We start from the raw sequence: 17,770 nt of genomic DNA on the forward strand, positions 1-17,770 counted from the left end.
AGCATGGCATAAAAATCCCAAGTTAATCTAACATATATCATATTTGATTTTTTGAAAAATATCAACCTTTAATTTATGGTTTTTTGATGGTTTTTTTTAGTTTTTCTTCACGAAACGGTATGTCGGGCTGGAATTCGTCTCATCGTAAGTATCCAGATACAAAGTACCGGAGAGACCGGAAAGTTCCGGCATGATATCATGAAGTTCCGCGATCTTTCCGTCGAGGCTGTCAGAGTTCCCGAGTTCCACCGTAATATCTCCCATCACAAGCTCCGCCTCTTTGTAGCTGCTGTAATTGATCCTGTCCACCTGGATGCCGCTGACGTTCAGTACCTGCGTCAGATTTAAGATCTCTCCGAAGATATCCTGATCCGCCACAGGAAGCGGCTGGTGCAGGACGATATGTCCGAACTCCAGCCCGGTGATCACCGGAACTCCCGGAAGCTGTTCAGAAGAACTCTCAACGATGATCCCGTCCTTATCAAAGTACATATAGCTGCTCATATAGGAAACGCAGCCCACAACGCTCTTCTCGAAAACAACGACCTCCACCTTCGTGGGACTCTTGAAATTGATCTTGTATTCCTCGATGAACGGAATGGACTTATGTTCCTTAAACCGGTTCTGATAGTAGCAGAACGCAGAATTTCTCGACCATTTCCCGTCAAACAAAAGCGACTCGATCTGTTCCTTTGTATATTGTTTGTTGCCGCTCACTTCCACATCCTTGATGCGGACCGAAAAGATGAGGACGAGAAGAATGATGAGGATTCCCAGAATCACCCCGAGAATGATCCCCTTCTTTCTTCCGCCTCTCCTATGATACATTCCAAAACCGCTGCTGCTCCTTCTCCCGAAATGGATCCCGAAGCCGCGCCTTCCAAAACCAAGTCCTCTTCTTCTAAATAACATTCCTCTCACCCGTTATCTGCCTGATCGCAGCCTGCTGTACCGGGAAGTATTTCCGGTACACAGCCGCCGCATGATCTCTTTTTCTTAAAGAATATTCTCTTCAATGTCCGCTCCCAGTATTCTGAGATCTCTTCCGATATCTTCATATCCGCGCTTTAAGTGTCCCCGGTCCGAGACCACGCTGAGTCCGTCTGCCGACAGAGCTGCGACGAGAAGCGCTGCTCCGCCGCGAAGATCCGGTGTCTCGACAACTCCGGGAAGAAGCGGATATCTTCCTTTTATTATGGCTGTATCTCCGTGAACCGATACATCGGCTCCAAAAGACGCAAGACGCACCGCCGCCTCGAATCTCGCCTCGTATACGGTCTCCCGGATCTGGCTCTCCCCGGTTCCCGACGCCTCCGCCGCGAGAAAGACCGACTGCAGATCCGTCGGAAATCCCGGATACGGTCCGGTATCGATCGTGATCCCGGCCGGGCGCCGTTCCATCACCATGCGGATCCTCGCCTTCGGACCGGCTGCCCCGAAGATCCGGAGTCCGGCCCCCATTTTCCGGAGTGCCTTTAACGGTTCCACCAGGACGACCGGCTCCACTCCGGTGATCTCGATCTCGCCGCCGGATGCCGCTGCCGCCGCCAGGTATGTCCCGGCGCAGATCCTGTCTCCCGCTGTCACATGGTTTGTCGGAAAGAGCTTTTCCACTCCAGTCACCGTGATGGTCCCGGTCCGCTCCCCGCTGATCTTCGCTCCCATGGACCGCAAAAATCCGCAGAGTTCCGCGATCTCCGGCTCCCGCGCACAGTTGAGGAGTTTCGTCGTACCGGACGCCAGCACAGCAGCCATCACCGCATTCTCCGTCGCCCCGACACTCGGATATGGAAAACGGAATGTTGTTCCGCAAAACGTTTCCGCCTTTGCAATCAGCATTCCGCCATCATCAAGTATCTCTGCTCCCATTGCCCGGAGCACATCCAGATGAAAATCGATCGGACGTTTTCCGATCACGCAGCCGCCCGGATACCAGGTCGTCACCTCCCCGCCTCTGGAAAGCAGCGGTCCTAAGAGCAGACTGGAAGACCTCATCTTCCCCACTGTCTCCTTCGGGATCACTGTCCCCGAAAGCCCTGAGGCATCGATCATAAGAACATCATCCTCAAAGATCACCCGGCATCCCAGGTCTCTGATGATCTCCGCCATGAGGAACACGTCCGAGATTCTCGGAACATTCCGGATCTCGGTGCATCCTTCCGTGAGGAGACTCGCCGCCATCATCGGCAGTACTGCATTTTTTGAACCCTGGATCTTTATTTTTCCACGCAGAGGCCTGAGCCCCTGAACTTTATATACCTGCAAACCGATTCCCCCGCATATGCCGCTATAAAACAGTATATGCGGAAAAATATTTTTTGTTCCTGTTCTGCGCCTTACATTTTCAGGACGCTTACGCCTGTTCCAGCCGGATCCGGTTGGACACGCTCAGGACCATTCCCATTTCCACCATCAAAAACAGGACCGACGTACCTCCGTAACTGATAAACGGAAGTGTGATACCTGTGTTCGGGATCACGTTGGTAACAACGGCGATGTTTAAGACAACCTGGATCGCGATATGCGCCAGGACGCCTGTCACCAGCATCGCACCGAACAGATCCGGCGCGTTTCCCGCAATGACAAGGAAACGGTACAGCATGAAGAGGAACATGAAGATCACGGCGATCGCGCCGAAAAGTCCCAGCTCCTCACAGATCACCGCAAAGATCATATCATTCTGCGGCTCCGGAAGGAAACTTAATTTCTGGATACTCTGTCCGAGCCCCTTTCCGAGAAGTCCGCCGGAACCGATCGCATAAAGTCCCTGTAAGACCTGATATCCGCCGGACTTCGGGTATGCCTCCGGATTTTTCCATACCAGGATTCTGCTCAGCTGGTAGGAGTGAAGGATTCCCGCTTTCTCCATGGCGATGGCCACAGGGGGGGCGAATACGATCACGACGATCAGCACCACCACGACCAATATAAACGGCCATTTTCTCTTGCATGCGACAAACATCATCACAAAAGCGATCCCGCAGATGATGATACCGGAACTCAGGTTGTTCAGCATGACAAAGAGTGCCAGCGGTCCGAGCAGCACCGCAAGCATTCCCCACACGCGCCATTCATTGATCCGTTTTCCAAGTCTCGTGATGACGACCGCAAGAAACAGGATCATCACGATCTTTACGAGCTCTGCAGGCTGGAAACGCAGAGATCTTGTTCCCAGCCATCTTTTTTTACCGTTTACTGCGATTCCCAGCGGAGTAAAGGTTACGAGGAATTCGCAGATGTAGGATACGACCACTGCCGGAACGGCAAACTTCGCAAAAAAGTGGTAGTCGATCTTTGAGATGATGAGCATCATGATGAATCCCACAACGGCGATTCCTCCCTGACGTATCATATAGTAGGTGGACGGCTGCCCGCTCACCTGCGCATTGTACGCACTGGAGCTGTAGATCATGATCAGTCCGAATGCCGTCAGGAAGATGATGACCACAAGAAGGTCATAATCATAGAAGCGGCGGGCTTTCTTTTTCCGTCTTTCCTCTTCCTGTTCGGGCTCTCCCCGCATCTGCATCTGCTGTCTGCGGAGCATCTCCTGCCTCTCCTGCATTTCCTGGCGCTGCTGCATCAGAAGCTGTTCCCGGCGCTGTCCTTCCTGCTGGCGTTTCGCCCGTTCTCTTTCGATCTGCTGGCGCTCCACCTGCTTTCCGGACATCTGCTGGCGCTGCATTTGCTGACGTTTTGCCTGCTGGCGCTGTACCGCCTGTCTCTGTGCCTGTGCCCTGCCGCCGGCTTTTCGAACCTTTTTTCGAGCCACGCTAAGCCTCCATTACAGGGCGTTGACGCATTCCTTAAAGATCCGTCCACGCTCCTCAAAGTTCTTGAACATTCCCCAGCTGGCGCATGCCGGGGAGAGCAGCACATAATCGCCTGCATTTGCGTAGGAAGCACATACCTGAACAGCTTCCTGCATATCTTCCGCGTACATGATATCGGTGATGCCATGTTTCTTCGCGCACTCAGCGATCTTATCTCTCGTCTGACCGATGAGAACGAGATAGCGGACTTTTCCGTCAAAACTCTCGATCCACTCGTCGTACTCGGAATGCTTATCATATCCGCCCGCGATCAGAAGTGTCGGTCCCGGCATCGCCTTGATAGCCTGGATCGCTGCATCCGGGTTTGTTCCCTTGGAGTCGTTATAATAAGTAACGCCGAAACGTTCTCTCACATACTCAATCCTGTGCTCGACTGCCTTGAATTCCTTGCACGCCTCGCGGATCATATCCATCGGGACACCTAAACGGATCGCGATCGCAACAGCTGTCATCACATTCTCATGGTTATGTCTTCCGATGATATTTAATTCGTTGACGTCAAGGACTTTCTCGCTCTTTCCGTCATGACGGTAGATGATGAGATCGCCGTCCATGAAGATGCCCTCGTCGAGCTTCTCCTTGCTGCTGAAGTAGAGGACCTTGCACTTTAAGGTCTTTCCGAACTCTCTGAGGACCGGATCCTCGTAGTTTAATACGCAGGTATCTTCCTCTGTCTGATTTCTTGTAATTCCTTCCTTTACCTGAATATAGCATTCCATCGTCTTATGGCGGTCCAGGTGGTCCGGAGTGATGTTTGTGATCGCGGACACGTTCGGATGGAAGTCCATGATCGTCTCGAGCTGGAAGCTGGAAACCTCAGCGACTGTCACGGACTCATCAGTTGTCTCGAGTGCGTGGGCAGTATACGGATCTCCGATATTTCCTACTACGAATACGCTCTTATAAAACTTCTTCATGATCTCTCCGGTGAGCGCTGTCGTCGTTGTCTTTCCGTTTGTGCCGGTGATCGCGGCAAGTTTTCCCTTTGAGCAGTGGTAAGCGAGCTCGATCTCACTCCAGATCGGGATCTTCGCCTCGTCGATCACCGCAACGAACGGTGCCTCAAGTGGGATGCCCGGGCTGATCACGCATAACTCTACCCCTGCAAGGTCTGTCTTTTTCAGTTCTCCGAGAACGATGGTCACTTTCGCGCCTTCGTCAAATTTTGCTTTCAGTTTTTCTTCGGAAAGTTTCTCATTTCCATCATAAAGGATCACTTCGCCGCCCTGGGCAAGCAGAAGTTTTGCTGCGGAAATACCGCTGATCCCTGTTCCTGCAACTAATACTTTCTGTGACATGGTTTCTCCTCCTATATGTTTATAATCCCAGATAGGCAACCAGGCAAAGGATTGCCGTAATGATCGAGAATACTGCGACAACTCTCGTCTCGGACCATCCGCAGAGCTCAAAGTGATGGTGGATCGGAGCCATCTTGAAGATCCTCTTTCCGCCGGTCTTTTTAAAGTATGTGACCTGGATGATCACGGAAAGGACCTCCACCAGGTAGATCAGACCGACAAGTGCGATAAAGATCGGCATCTGCATCATAAACGCGCTGGATGCCACGAAACCGCCGAGAGCCAGGGAACCTGTATCTCCCATAAAGACCTTCGCCGGATATACGTTGAACAGTAAAAATCCCAACAGACTTCCGACTACCGCACCGGTGATCGGGCTGATCCCGCTGTCCTCGCCGATCGCGACCACTGTAAAGAAGGTCGCTACGAGGATCGTCACGCTCGTGCAGAGTCCGTCGAGTCCATCCGTAAAGTTTACGCCGTTGTCTGTACCGAGAACGATAAAGAATACCGCCGGGACAAACAGCCAGCCGAGATTCAGATAATATCCGTTCTCAAATCCGCCGGTGAACGGGATCAGCATTCCTGTTCCCACATCCCCGGAGGTCATCAGATAATAGGTGAAGATCCCGGTAATGATAAACTGACCGATGAGTTTCTGGATCGGATTCAGTCCTTCCGACCGCTTCATGACGATTTTGATGTAGTCGTCCAGGAAACCGATGATCCCGAATCCGACTGTCACGAACAGGATCGGAATGATCCTCGGATAGCTCTTGATATAGAATAAGGATGTGATCACGGTCGCCGTGAGAATAATGAGTCCTCCCATTGTCGGAGTTCCCTGTTTCTTTAAATGGCTCTGCGGGCCGTCATCGCGGACCTGCTGCCCGAATTTCAGGCGGTGAAGGAAAGGGATCACCACCGGGCAGAGCGCCGCACTGATCGCAAAGGCGATAATGATCGCCAGGATTGTCTCATTTACCATACTGAACCTCATATTTCCAGTTGCACCTCATACTTCCTATGTAAATATCGCGGGACCGGCCTGTTTTTCATCACATTTTCCGGTCTGCCGCGTAAATAGTATACGTCCTTTTCTCTTAATAATCAATCGAAATTTGTATCTGTTCCGTACCTTCACGCCCACGCGCAAAAATTCATTCCTGATCGGCAGGATCCACTCTTTCCACATCCAGATACGGCAGGATATTTGAAAAGATATCCGCGATCACCGGAGCCGCGATCGTGCCGCCGTAATAGATCCCCACCGGCTCATCGATCGTGATCAGAGCGATCACCTGAGGATCATCCGCCGGCGCGAAACCCAGGAAAGAAGAAATATACTTCTTTAAGCTTCTCGGGAGCTTTTCGGATGTCGCCGTCTTTCCGCCGATCCGGTATTCCGGGAGCTTTGCTCGTTTTCCGCTACCCTCCGCTACCACCTGCTCTAAAATATAGCGCATGGTCTCACTCGTGGATCCCGATACGACGCCGCTCCTTTCCGGGTAGGAAAATTTCCTGTAAAACATCCCGTCCGTGCTCTCCGCGCTGACCGCGAAGTGCGGTGTGATCCGCCTTCCCCCGTTTATGATGGAGGAGGCCGTCGTGATGAGCTGGATGGGTGTGATCTGGAAAGACTGACCGAAGGAAACCGTCGCAAGTTCGACTAACCCCATATTTTCCTTTTTATGCATGATCGTCGCCGCCTCGCCCGGAAGATCGATCCCGGTCTTTCCGAGAAGTCCGAACTGTTCAAAATAGTGGTAGAACGAATCCACGCCGAGTCTCTGTCCCACGTCGATGAATACCGGATTGCAGGAATTCATCGCGCCCTGGAGGAATGTCTCCGCACCATGTCCGCCGACTTTATGGCAGCGGATCTTCCGGTCCTCCACGATCCGGAATCCCGGACAGGAAAATTTATCGTCCAGATGGACCACTCCGGCCTCAAGTCCGGCAGCGGCTGTGATGATCTTAAATGTGGATCCCGGCTCATACGTATCGTTGATACAGCGGTTCCTCCACATTTTGTTCCGCGCATCCTGAAGCTCTGCCCCTGTGAGTCCGCTGCTTTCCCCGCTCAATGAAAACGGGTCGTTCAGGTCAAATTCCGGCGCATTCACCATCGCGTAGATCTCTCCGTTCTGAGGATTCATGATGATGATGGAGACCGCCTTTGCACCTTTTTTCTCCATGACCTGGTATGCAGCCTGCTCCGCGTACTTCTGGATATTCACATCCAGACTCACGGTCAGGGTATTTCCGGGGATCGGTTCCACCCGCTCCTCCGCGACATTTTGAAGTTCTGTCCCTTTCGCGTCTGAGAGTGTCAGGATCAGACCGTCCTGTCCCTTCAGATATTTCTCGTACATGACTTCCAGACCGATGATCCCCTGATTGTCCGTCCCTGTAAATCCAAGAACTTTGGATGCGAGACTTCCGTAAGGATAATAGCGCCTGTAGTCCTCATCGACTTTTACGCCGGAAAGTCCGAGATTCATGATCTCGTCCCCCACCGACTTTTCCACATTCGTCCGGATGATCTCCCTGGAAGACCACTTTTCCACTTTTTTCCGGACTTCCTCCTCGGAAAGATCCAGGATCCGCGCAAGCTCCCGGATCACTTTCTCCGGCTCCTTCACCTGATTGTGGATCACGGACACCGTGCAGACCGTCCGGTTCGCCGCGATCACGGTCCCGTTCCGGTCCACGATCTCACCCCTAGCGGCCTTGATGGTCCGCTCCCGCTCATGGAGCGCATCCGCCATTTTGCTGTAATGATCCGATCTTGCGATCATCAGGAACCCCAGCTGTCCGCATAAGCCTGTCATCAGGAGCGCCGAGATCACAAAAACGACCAGGATTTTTTTCCTGTGATATGTCAGAAATTCCGCCATCTCCAAAACTTTCAACAAAAAGTCTTGGTAACTAATATACGGGACTTCCCGTTTTATCATGCGCAAAAATCCATGTTCTCAGCTTCCGGTCTGCATTTTCCTCTTTCCCGTTCGATCCGCTACATCGCAAGGAATCCGGCCAGAGCCCGTTTCGCCCCGGTAAGTCTCTCCTCAAACTGCGGATAAAAATCCTCTTCTTTTTTATAAGGAGACAGGTAAAACTGCCGGATCAGATACAGGCTGATCGTCTTCGCAGCCTGTCCGGACGTATCTTTCCCGATCACGCGCTCCAGATCCTTTAAAAAATAATGCCAGGTACAGACAAAAGCGTCATAGCGCTTTGGCTCCGGCATATCGATCCATTTCCTGACTTTTACTTTGGCGCGGGTCTCCTTCGCACACTCGTAGACCTGTAAAAAATAGCGGAATCCGCCGTCCTCATAGATCCTTCCGAGAGGAAACAGTCGGCAGATCCCCGGACGGTACGCATGGATCGTGCATCGTCCATTTGCGTCCAGAAAAGAACAGGTCTCTTCCTCACCGCTCATTTTAAGGTTCGGGAGAATGATCCCGTCCACCACATTTAACTCCAGCGGTCCCGCCAAAAGCGCCTCAAACGTTTTTCCGGTCCCGGCTGTCATGCGGTACGCGTCAAAAGGATCGAGGACCACGGAGGTCCCCATCCCGGTACAGCAGGCGTGGCAGCCCTCGCACCCGGCGCAGTCCGCCTTCACCATATCATCCAGGCCATAGAGTTTTCCGTCGGAAACCTCTGCCATATCCATCTCTCTGTTCATCGTCTTCTCTCCACGTGGCAAAACACGCTCCGCGCATTTCCCCATTATTGTGACAGCAGCCAGAGCCCTGCGCATTGCGCGGACTCCGGCTTATCGTTTGCGTAATTCCATGCAGCAGGCATAAGCTGACCGGTCTTCACCGGAATTACTGTGCAGCCTGCGTCGTCTCCATCGTCTCTTCCGCTCCGTCCTGCACAGTCTCCGTCTCCTGAACGGCTTCCATGCTCTGGGCTTCCGCTGTGCCCGCATCTGAACCATCGGAAGTGTCCGCCGGCATATCATCCGGCAGCCCGAGACCGTCATCAAACGGGACCACTTCATCCTGCGGTGTTGTCTCCTGCGGGATCACATTTCCGTCAGCGTCCGTCGGCGCTTCTGTCTCCGCCTCAGTCTCTCCTGTTCCGGGCTCCAGTCCGCCTTCATTGTTGTTCGTGATCCCCTCACTCTGGTCCGCGAGACTTGCGTCCTCCGCCGCGGTATCTGTATCCGGGAACACATTCAGGTAAGGAAGAGCCTCCGTCATGATCTTCTGGAAAATCTCTGTAGCGAATGTACTGTGCGCCTGCTCTTTTCCCGGAAGGTTCGGGGTATCGATGACCACATATACAAGAAGCTGCGGATCATCCGCCGGTGCAAAGCCGCAGAAAGATACGAGATAGTTGTGTGCGGAACGCGGAAGCTTCTCCGCTGTTCCTGTCTTTCCGCCGACCTTATATCCGGCAACACGTCCCGCTTTTCCGGTTCCTTCCTCGTCATCGACGGTCATGAACAGTGCATGACGGATAAATTCGCTGGTGGACTCGGATACCGTCTCCCGAACCAGGTTCGGCTCGATCTTTCTGACGACTGATCCCTGATCATTCACGATCTGTTTTACCACATGCGGTTCATAGTAGGAACCGCCATTGATGACAGAGGCGAATGCCGCTGCCATCTGGATCATCGTGCAGTTATAACTCTGTCCAAAAGAGTTTACCGCAAGGTCCGTCGGTCCCATATTGTCGGAATTGTAGATCAGTCCGTACGCCTCACCCGGAAGATCGATCCCGGTCTTCTGGCCCATACCGAATAATTTCTGATATTTCGCAAAGCGCTGGATCCCGAGTTTTGCCGCGATCTGCATCATGACATCGTTGCAGGATTTCATCAGGGACTGCTCTACCGTGAGGATCCCGTGTCCATAGATGCTGACACATTTGATCCTGTATCCGCCGACATCCTGTCCGCCGTCACAGAGGAATGTATCGTTTTGTCCGATCACGCCCTCCTCCAGACCGGCTGCAACTGTCATCGGCTTCGCCGGGGAACCCGGCTCGTAGGTATCGTTTACACAGTAATTTCTCCACATCTGGTTCCAGGCATCCATCCTGCCTTCATCCGTCATGGCAGCGATCTCCTCCTGGGAGTAGGCGCTGCTCAGATCTCTCGGATTATTCAGGTCGAATCTCCTGTTGGAGGACATGGCAAGGATCTCGCCGTTTCTCGGGTCCATGGCGATGACAGCCGCGGTCTTGCTTCCGATCCCGCTCATCCACTCATCGATATATTTTTCCACGATGCGCTGGATGTTCACGTCGATGGTGGAAACGATCGTGTTTCCGTTCTCGGCGGACTTGATGACCTTCTCCATGTTGGCCTCATCATCCAGATAGCCGTACTCTCTTCCGTTTGTTCCTGTCAGCTGGTCGTTGTAATACTGCTCGATCCCGCCGCTTCCCTGTTTTCCGTTATCATAGGAAAAGCCGATCACATTGCAGGCCAGCGTGTTGTACGGGTAAAATCTCCGGTACTCATCCTCAAACCAGACACCTTTGACCTTCTTTCCGCTGTCATCCTTCGACTTTGCGTAGGCATCGTTCAGTTCCTTCTTCTTTGCCTCGAATTCTTCCTTCTTATCCGCAGAGATCTGCTTCTCATACGGCACATAGTAGGAATTCTCGTTTGCGGAGATCACAGCCATCAGGTCCGCCCGGTCGTACCCGAACACCTCGCAGAGGGCGGACACCGTCGGCTCCAGATAGTTATCCTTATCCTGGTTGATCTGATTCGGGTCGAGGATCAGGTTGTAGACCTTCTCGCTCGTCGCCAGATACGTTCCGTTTCTGTCCACGATATCACCGCGGCGGTACGGGATCGTCCGGCTGTCGTAGGAGGAATGCTGGTTCAATACGATCTGGGTGTAGTCTGCGTTTTTATCCTTGATCATCCGGTATAAAACAATGACAAGACCAAACAAAGCCAGCGTCGTTACGAGAACCGTAACCGCCAGCTTTTCTTTCATACTCATGGTAAAAACTCTTTTATTATTACCGTTCCGGGATGTCTTCATACTGTCTTACATACTCGCTTTCCGTCTTATTGTATAAGCGGACCTGGTCCTTATTGGCATAAACCATTCCCAGCTCCTCTGTTGCTACCTTATACACATAATCCAGGTCCACCGACGTGTTGATCCTTGTAAGAAGGGCGTCGTTGTCCCCTTTCAGCTTTTCAATACTCTCCTCCAGGCTTTCAATGTGATTCAGTCTCGCCGTCACGGAAGACTGGAGCTTTAAATAGCTCACACAGATATACAGCGTGCAAATCATAGCCGCTGTCAGCAGTAATACGGAAAAAAGATTCATCTGAAGCGCTTTTTCCTGATTTCTCCGAACTGTAACGGTATGGGATGAATTCCGTTTCTTCTGCTTTCTTCTTTCCTGCCCCTCATACTGCGGAGCACGCTCGATCTTGCGGACAGTATTTCCCTCTACATATTCGGTTGCCTGTGGGGCTCTTCTCCGTCTCCTTGCTGCCATACCATCACTTCCTTTCTAAAAATGGCTGTAACTGCTCAGTATCTTCACAGTTATATAGGATTCTTCTTTTGCGATGCTCTCTAGCTTCTCTCAAACACACGAAGCTTCGAGCTCTTTGATCTTCTGTTCTCTTCCAGTTCCTCTTCCGACGGGACGATCGGTTTTCTCGTCACGACACGGCCTTTGCTCTTTCTTCCGCACACGCACACCGGGAAGTCCGGCGGGCAGATACATGGATTTTCATTGGTCCGGAATCTCGTCTTTACGATCCTGTCCTCCAGAGAGTGGAACGTAATAATCGAGAGGCGTCCACCCGGATTTAAGAGATCAATCATCGTGTCAATGGAATCGTTCAACACATCCAGCTCATGGTTCAGTTCGATGCGGATCGCCTGGAATGTCCGTTTTGCCGGATGCCCGCCCTCTGCGCGGATCTTTGCAGGGATCGCACCGCGGATGATCTCCGCGAGCTGCAGTGTCGTCTCGATCGGGTGGATCTCCCGCTCTCTCACGATATGCTTCGCGATATTCTTCGCAAAGCGGTCCTCACCGTAATCGCGGATGATCTTATACAACTCCATCTCGCTGTATCCGTTTACGATGTCCGCCGCTGTCTTATCGTTTCTCTGGTCCATTCTCATGTCCAACGGGGCATCCTCCCGGTAGGAGAATCCACGGTCCGCCGTGTCTAACTGGTAGGAAGACACGCCAAGATCCAGGTAAATGCCGTCCACCTTTTCGATTCCAAGGTTAAAGAGCACTTCCCGGATATTTTTGTAGTTGCTTCTGACGATCGTCACTTTATCTTTAAATGGGAGAAGGCGCTCTGTCGCAGCCGCGATCGCGTCCGCGTCCTGATCGATCCCGATCAGGCGTCCGTTTTCGCCAAGTCTCCTCGATACTTCGTATGCATGTCCGCCGCCGCCCAGTGTTCCGTCCACGTAAATACCGTCCGGTTTTACGTTCAGACTGTCGACAGTCTCCATCAGCAGGACTGATTTGTGTTCAAAAATCATATGCCAAGACCTTCCATATTTTCTGCAATTTCTTCCATGTCATCATAGACATTCTTCTCGTTCCAGACTGCCTTATTCCAGATCTCGATCCGGCTTCCGACGCCAACTAAGACAACGTCTTTTTCCAGATGTGCGAATTCTCTTAAAACAGAAGGGATCAGGATCCTTCCCTGCCTGTCCACCTCGCAGGCGCAGGCTCCTGCCAGGAAAAATCTTGAAAACTTTCTGGCATTGGCATTCGTAAGAGGAAGTGCGTGGAGTTTTTCTTCAAAGGATTTCCATTCGGAATTTTCGTACACGAAGAGACACCCGTCCAATCCCTTTGTCACAACGAACTCATCGCCCAGCTGCTCACGGAATTTGGAAGGGACGATCAGACGACCTTTTGCATCGATTGTGTGACTGTACTCCCCTATGAACATGACTCTCCCCGTTGGACGGCGACTGTTTTTTATCCACCGATCCACCATTTTAAACCACTTTTATCCACTTTCCACCACTTCTAATGTAATCTTAGTACATTTACTTTAAAATAGCAAGGAATTTTTCACTTTTTCATGTATAAAAGGAGGTGCGCTTTTTTAGTTATCCACATGCCGGGGAAACGGTGTAAAACCGGATATTTTCAGAGTTTTCCACAGAAAAGATCCCATATGTGCCGGATATAACTGCGCCGGATCCCTCTGCCTGTGACTGATTTCACACCTAAGCAAAGGAATTTTCCTGATGAAATGAAAAAAGCTGCCCATCCGGACAGCTTTTTTCATTTCATCAGGTGTATATTCGATTTTTATGTACTGCGGACTTTAATATCCCGCATCCATATACTCTTCGATCAGCCGGTCAAGCTCCACACTATACCGATAGATCAGATCATATGCCTCTTTTCCATCAATGCTTCCGTTTAGGCGTTTTCTCGCCTCTTCGATCCGATTTACCAGTTCTTCCCTGCTCTCCATATCAGTTTGCTCCCTTTCTCTGGGCGAACGCTTTTCTCCTGTGGTAGATCAGTACCACAAGAGATACCGTCGCCAGCACAACAGATAACGCTTGGGATACCGCAATCCCGGTACCCGGTATCAGGAGAGAATCCGTCCGCAGGCCTTCGATCCATGTTCTTCCGATCCCGTATCCGGCAAGATAGATACAAAGCATTTCCCCCGTGAACGTTTTCCGTTTGCGGAACCAGAGCATAAACATCAGAAGTCCGAAATTCCACAGTGATTCATAGAGGAACGTCGGATGGACCTGAATGTACTCGATCCCGTTGTCAAGGATCAGATGGTCGAGGAGGTTCTGTGAGATCATGCTTTCATTCACGATACTACGTTTGAGCCGCATGGCAAACAGACAGTCCGTATAACGGCCAAAGGCCTCGCAGTTCACAAAGTTTCCCCATCGTCCGATCATCTGTCCGATTACAAGTCCGAGGCAGGCGCTGTCTGCCATGGACAAAAAGGAAAGATGGCGTTTTTTCGTAAATACGAGCAGCGTCAGGATCCCGGCGATCACTCCCCCGTAGATCGCAAGTCCGCCTTTCCTTAAATTCACGATCTCCAGCAGGTGGTCTTTGTAATATCCCCACTGAAAGAAAACATAGTAGATCCGCGCTCCGATGATGGAAAAGATAATCCCGTAGAGTGCGAAATCAACATAAATATCCGGATCCTGTCCCCTGCGCTTCGCGTCGGACTGGGCGACCAGAAGTCCCATGATCATACCGATCCCGATGATCAGCCCGTAGTATGCGAAGGAGATCCCTCCGATCGAAAAGCTCTTCACCATATGCGGGATCGTGATCCCGAGGTGAACGAAGCTTACATCTGCTCCTGTCATATCGTATTTTTTCTCCTTTATTTCTTTGGTGAGTTTTATTTTACTCCGAAAACATGCAAAAAGCAAACAGATTCGCCAGACACTCCTCATGTTTATTCGACAAAAGTTGACGATTCCTGTGGAACTTTCCGGTTACTTTTCGCGGGCAGGAATTTTCTGAACTGAAAATTCCGTATGATACCGTTGTGGCCGCGGGTTTTGCCGATTCGGAATGCGAAGCATCGGCAAAATCCTGTTACGGTATATTTTATACTTTCCATTGACATCAATTTTATAAGTTTTTATACTGAAACCATAAGATGTTGGGGTCAAAAGGTTTTGACCCCCTGTGATACCGTATTGTTCCGCACTTCGTGCTCCCACAATACTCGAAAACATTCATCTGAATTTATCCCTTACAAGGAGGAACAGCCATGGACATTCAATCCTATCTCGATACACTGAAATCATATGAACCTTCCATGATCCGGACGCGCCGCGATCTTCACAGACACGCGGAGACCGGCTGGCTCGAATACCGCACCACCGCGCTTCTTATTAAGAAGTTAAGGGAACACGGGATCCCGGTGAAATACGGAAAAGAGATCATCAACAAGGATTATCTCTGGGCTTACCCGTCTGAAAGCGTTCGGAAAAGCGCCATCGACCGGGCGCTTGCAGAGGGCGCCGACCCGGAAATCATCGAAAAAATGGACAGTTTCACCGGTCTCTGCGCCGTGATCGAGACCGGAACGCCGGGACCTGTCCTCGCACTCCGCTTTGATATCGACTGCAACGATGTCACCGAGAGCACCGATGCGGACCGCCAGCCTGTGAAAGACGGATTCTGCTCGATCCATGACGGCTCCATGCATGCGTGCGGTCATGATGGACACGCATCCCTGGGACTCCACACCTGTATCGCGTTGAATGAGATCAAAAATGATCTTTGCGGGACCATCAAAGTCATCTTCCAGCCCGCCGAGGAAGGAGTCCGCGGCGCACAGTCGATCGCGGAAGGCGGGATCCTCGATGATGTGGACTATCTTCTCACCGGACACCTCGGGATGGGATGGAATACCGGTTCCCTTGTCGCCCTCTCAAAAGGATTTCTCTCCACAACGAAGGTCGATGCCGAATTTAAGGGAGTCTCCGCTCATGCCGGAATGTCCCCGCAGGACGGAAAAAATGCAATCCTTGCGGCATGCTCGGCAACTCTCGCCATGCACACCGCCTGCCAGGACTCCAGAGGCGCATCCCGGATCAACGTCGGAACGATCCAGGGCGGAAGCGGACGGAATGTGGTCCCGGCGGACGCCATGATCCGCTTTGAGACACGCGGGGAGACCGCCGATATTCAGGAGCTTGTCCTGAAAAAGGCGATGAACGCGGTAAACGGGGCCGCTGAAATGTTCGACTGCTCCGTGGATACAAAGATCATGGGCAGCGCTTCGAGTGCCGACAGCAGTGCAGAGCTGGAACCGTTCATCAGGGCCGGAGCCGCGAGAATCCCGGAGATCACCAATTATGTAAAGGAAGCCGCTTTCTCCGGGTCTGAGGATGCCACCTACCTGATGGCAAAAGTCCAGTCCCACGGCAGAAAGGCTGCTTATATGTGCATCGGCTCCAATATTGCTGCTCCGCACCACAATGATCATTTTAATTTTGATGAGTCGTCCCTGCTCACGGGGCTGCGGCTTTATGTCTCCACCGTGTGGGAGATCATGCACCGCTAGTAAAAGACTACGTGGTCTGCACTTCATTTCGGTCAGCGCAGAATATCTGATACCTGCATTGTGAAAATTTTCTCTTAGTTGAAGTTTTTCCTCCGCATCACTGAACCTGTTACCTCGTCGTGTTCAAAAGGTTGAACTTCTCAGAACAGGATAAATTTTGATACAAAAAAGCCATGGAACAGCACATAATACTCATTCCATGGCTTTTCCTGTATTTTTTATAATTCTTCTGTGATAGTCATTTAACAGCTCACATTTCCTGTTATCCTGAGATTGTCACAACAAACTCACAGACTTTCTGCCGGGATCGTATCTATTGTAAAAATTTACGATCCAGTTGAAAAATTATACGTTGAATCTAAAGAGAACAACATCTCCATCCTTCATCACGTAATCCTTACCTTCCATGCGGACAAGACCTTTCTCCTTCGCACCGTTGTAGGAACCGCAGTCTAAAAGATCCTTGTAGTTGACAACCTCTGCCTTGATGAATCCGCGCTCGAAGTCGGAGTGGATCTTTCCTGCTGCCTGCGGAGCTTTTGTGCCAACCTTGATGGTCCATGCACGTGTCTCCTTCTCTCCTGCTGTCAGATAGCTGATCAGGCCAAGGAGACGGTAGCTTGCAGCGATCAGCTTGTCAAGACCGGACTCTTTTAATCCGAGGTCGTCTAAGAACATCTTCTTCTCATCATCGTCGAGTTCAGAAATCTCTTCCTCGATCTGGGCACATACGACAAATACCTCACTGTCGTTTTCTGCCGCGAACTTGCGGACAGCCTGTACATGCGGGTTGGAAGCACCGTCATCTGCGAGATCATCCTCACCTACGTTCGCTGCGAAGATCACCGGTTTCCAGGTGAGAAGGTCGAGAGATGCGACAAATGCCTGCTCCTCCTCGTCCTCGCACTCGAAGCTCTTTGCAAGGTTGCCGTTCTCAAGATGTTCCTTTACGGCCTTTAAGATATTTAATTCCTTCGCGAGTGCCTTGTTGGAAGCTGCGCCTTTTCCCATCTTTGCGATCCGGCGGTCGATGAGCTCGATATCTGAGAAGATCAGCTCCAGGTTGATCGTCTCGATGTCGCGGAGCGGGTCAACGCTTCCGTCTACATGGATGACGTTCGGGTCCTCAAAGCAGCGGACAACATGAACGATCGCGTCAACCTCACGGATATTTGCAAGAAACTGGTTTCCAAGTCCCTCACCTTTGGACGCGCCCTTTACGAGGCCGGCGATATCAACGAACTCGATTACAGCCGGTGTTGTCTTCTCGGAGTGATAGAGGTCTGTTAAAAGTTTTAAACGGAAATCCGGTACCGGTACAACGCCCACGTTCGGGTCGATAGTACAGAACGGATAGTTCGCGGATTCTGCACCCGCCTTTGTCAATGAGTTAAATAAGGTACTTTTTCCTACGTTCGGCAGACCGACGATCCCAAGCTTCATTTTATTTTAATCCCTGTTCGAAGAACCTTTCCATGCAGGGCTCTTCGCCTTTCTTTAATTTTCCTGTACATAATTTTTACTTTTTCGATGTAACTCCCGCTTTCCGGCAAAAAAGTCCATCGCGACTATAAATT

The 17,770-nt window shown here is 51.3% G+C and carries 15 protein-coding genes; 1 reads left to right on the top strand and 14 read right to left on the bottom strand.

Translation table 11 applies throughout. The annotated features are described in order from the left end of the window. Positions 1-96 precede the first annotated feature (96 nt). From ACXMYH_RS11485 to lgt, 13 genes are all read right to left on the bottom strand, one after another. Positions 97-912: a cell division protein FtsQ/DivIB gene (locus tag ACXMYH_RS11485; protein WP_346011271.1), complete on the bottom strand. Its 816-nt coding sequence runs from the start codon at positions 910-912 to the stop codon at positions 97-99. An 84-nt stretch (positions 913-996) separates the two neighbouring features. After that, positions 997-2,265, bottom strand: a complete 1,269-nt coding sequence (murA, locus tag ACXMYH_RS11490; RefSeq protein WP_215703327.1) for a UDP-N-acetylglucosamine 1-carboxyvinyltransferase — start codon at positions 2,263-2,265, stop codon at positions 997-999. A gap of 88 nt (positions 2,266-2,353) precedes the next feature. Further along, on the bottom strand, positions 2,354-3,772 hold the full coding sequence (locus ACXMYH_RS11495) for an FtsW/RodA/SpoVE family cell cycle protein (protein WP_346011270.1): 1,419 nt from the start codon (positions 3,770-3,772) through the stop codon (positions 2,354-2,356). Between the two features lie 12 nt (positions 3,773-3,784). Continuing rightward, positions 3,785-5,131 carry a UDP-N-acetylmuramoyl-L-alanine--D-glutamate ligase gene (murD, locus tag ACXMYH_RS11500; protein ID WP_118299009.1) on the bottom strand — a complete coding sequence of 449 codons (1,347 nt, stop codon included), beginning with the start codon at positions 5,129-5,131 and terminating at the stop codon, positions 3,785-3,787. Between the two features lie 19 nt (positions 5,132-5,150). Continuing rightward, the gene (mraY, locus tag ACXMYH_RS11505) at positions 5,151-6,119 is read right to left on the bottom strand and encodes a phospho-N-acetylmuramoyl-pentapeptide-transferase (protein WP_118299008.1); all 969 of its coding nucleotides are present in this window, start codon (positions 6,117-6,119) and stop codon (positions 5,151-5,153) included. A 172-nt stretch (positions 6,120-6,291) separates the two neighbouring features. Next, complete coding sequence (locus ACXMYH_RS11510; RefSeq protein ID WP_486554930.1) at positions 6,292-8,031, bottom strand: peptidoglycan D,D-transpeptidase FtsI family protein; 1,740 nt, start codon at positions 8,029-8,031, stop codon at positions 6,292-6,294. Between the two features lie 119 nt (positions 8,032-8,150). Next, the gene (locus tag ACXMYH_RS11515) at positions 8,151-8,828 is read right to left on the bottom strand and encodes a YkgJ family cysteine cluster protein (RefSeq protein WP_118299006.1); all 678 of its coding nucleotides are present in this window, start codon (positions 8,826-8,828) and stop codon (positions 8,151-8,153) included. Positions 8,829-8,973: 145 nt separating this feature from the next. After that, positions 8,974-11,115: a peptidoglycan D,D-transpeptidase FtsI family protein gene (locus tag ACXMYH_RS11520; protein WP_486554931.1), complete on the bottom strand. Its 2,142-nt coding sequence runs from the start codon at positions 11,113-11,115 to the stop codon at positions 8,974-8,976. Between the two features lie 19 nt (positions 11,116-11,134). After that, entirely contained in the window at positions 11,135-11,626 is a 492-nt protein-coding gene (locus ACXMYH_RS11525) for a septum formation initiator family protein (protein WP_118530750.1), read from the bottom strand. A gap of 80 nt (positions 11,627-11,706) precedes the next feature. Then, positions 11,707-12,642, bottom strand: coding sequence for a 16S rRNA (cytosine(1402)-N(4))-methyltransferase RsmH (rsmH, locus tag ACXMYH_RS11530; RefSeq protein WP_118299003.1), 936 nt, complete (start codon positions 12,640-12,642; stop codon positions 11,707-11,709). Next, a complete protein-coding gene (mraZ, locus tag ACXMYH_RS11535; RefSeq protein WP_118322480.1) occupies positions 12,639-13,064 on the bottom strand; it encodes a division/cell wall cluster transcriptional repressor MraZ in 426 nt (141 codons plus the stop codon). Before mraZ ends, rsmH begins: the two co-directional genes overlap by 4 nt. 384 nt (positions 13,065-13,448) lie before the next feature. Next, positions 13,449-13,601 (bottom strand): aspartyl-phosphate phosphatase Spo0E family protein, encoded by a 153-nt coding sequence (locus ACXMYH_RS11540; RefSeq protein WP_118530749.1) that lies wholly within the window; start codon positions 13,599-13,601, stop codon positions 13,449-13,451. A gap of 1 nt (position 13,602) precedes the next feature. Then, complete coding sequence (gene lgt / locus ACXMYH_RS11545; protein WP_486554932.1) at positions 13,603-14,478, bottom strand: prolipoprotein diacylglyceryl transferase; 876 nt, start codon at positions 14,476-14,478, stop codon at positions 13,603-13,605. A 413-nt stretch (positions 14,479-14,891) separates the two neighbouring features. Between lgt and ACXMYH_RS11550 the strand changes: the two genes are divergently transcribed. Continuing rightward, positions 14,892-16,193: an amidohydrolase gene (locus tag ACXMYH_RS11550; RefSeq protein WP_486554933.1), complete on the top strand. Its 1,302-nt coding sequence runs from the start codon at positions 14,892-14,894 to the stop codon at positions 16,191-16,193. A gap of 345 nt (positions 16,194-16,538) precedes the next feature. Here the strand turns inward: ACXMYH_RS11550 and ychF are convergent, their stop codons facing one another. Further along, positions 16,539-17,636: a redox-regulated ATPase YchF gene (gene ychF, locus ACXMYH_RS11555; protein WP_118530747.1), complete on the bottom strand. Its 1,098-nt coding sequence runs from the start codon at positions 17,634-17,636 to the stop codon at positions 16,539-16,541. Positions 17,637-17,770: the final 134 nt, after the last annotated feature.

The sequence above is a fragment of the Pilosibacter sp. NGB245 genome (assembly GCF_057397225.1).

What these genes read in the sequence shown, in the direction of transcription:
- ACXMYH_RS11485 (WP_346011271.1), bottom strand. Translation starts at nt 912, where the DNA reads ATGTTATTTAGAAGAAGAGGACTTGGTTTTGGAAGGCGCGGCTTCGGG.
- murD (WP_118299009.1), bottom strand. Translation starts at nt 5,131, where the DNA reads ATGTCACAGAAAGTATTAGTTGCAGGAACAGGGATCAGCGGTATTTCC.
- mraY (WP_118299008.1), bottom strand. Translation starts at nt 6,119, where the DNA reads ATGGTAAATGAGACAATCCTGGCGATCATTATCGCCTTTGCGATCAGT.
- ACXMYH_RS11510 (WP_486554930.1), bottom strand. Translation starts at nt 8,031, where the DNA reads ATGGCGGAATTTCTGACATATCACAGGAAAAAAATCCTGGTCGTTTTT.
- ACXMYH_RS11515 (WP_118299006.1), bottom strand. Translation starts at nt 8,828, where the DNA reads ATGAACAGAGAGATGGATATGGCAGAGGTTTCCGACGGAAAACTCTAT.
- ACXMYH_RS11520 (WP_486554931.1), bottom strand. Translation starts at nt 11,115, where the DNA reads ATGAGTATGAAAGAAAAGCTGGCGGTTACGGTTCTCGTAACGACGCTG.
- ACXMYH_RS11525 (WP_118530750.1), bottom strand. Translation starts at nt 11,626, where the DNA reads ATGGCAGCAAGGAGACGGAGAAGAGCCCCACAGGCAACCGAATATGTA.
- rsmH (WP_118299003.1), bottom strand. Translation starts at nt 12,642, where the DNA reads ATGATTTTTGAACACAAATCAGTCCTGCTGATGGAGACTGTCGACAGT.
- mraZ (WP_118322480.1), bottom strand. Translation starts at nt 13,064, where the DNA reads ATGTTCATAGGGGAGTACAGTCACACAATCGATGCAAAAGGTCGTCTG.
- ACXMYH_RS11540 (WP_118530749.1), bottom strand. Translation starts at nt 13,601, where the DNA reads ATGGAGAGCAGGGAAGAACTGGTAAATCGGATCGAAGAGGCGAGAAAA.
- lgt (WP_486554932.1), bottom strand. Translation starts at nt 14,478, where the DNA reads ATGACAGGAGCAGATGTAAGCTTCGTTCACCTCGGGATCACGATCCCG.
- ACXMYH_RS11550 (WP_486554933.1), top strand. Translation starts at nt 14,892, where the DNA reads ATGGACATTCAATCCTATCTCGATACACTGAAATCATATGAACCTTCC.
- ychF (WP_118530747.1), bottom strand. Translation starts at nt 17,636, where the DNA reads ATGAAGCTTGGGATCGTCGGTCTGCCGAACGTAGGAAAAAGTACCTTA.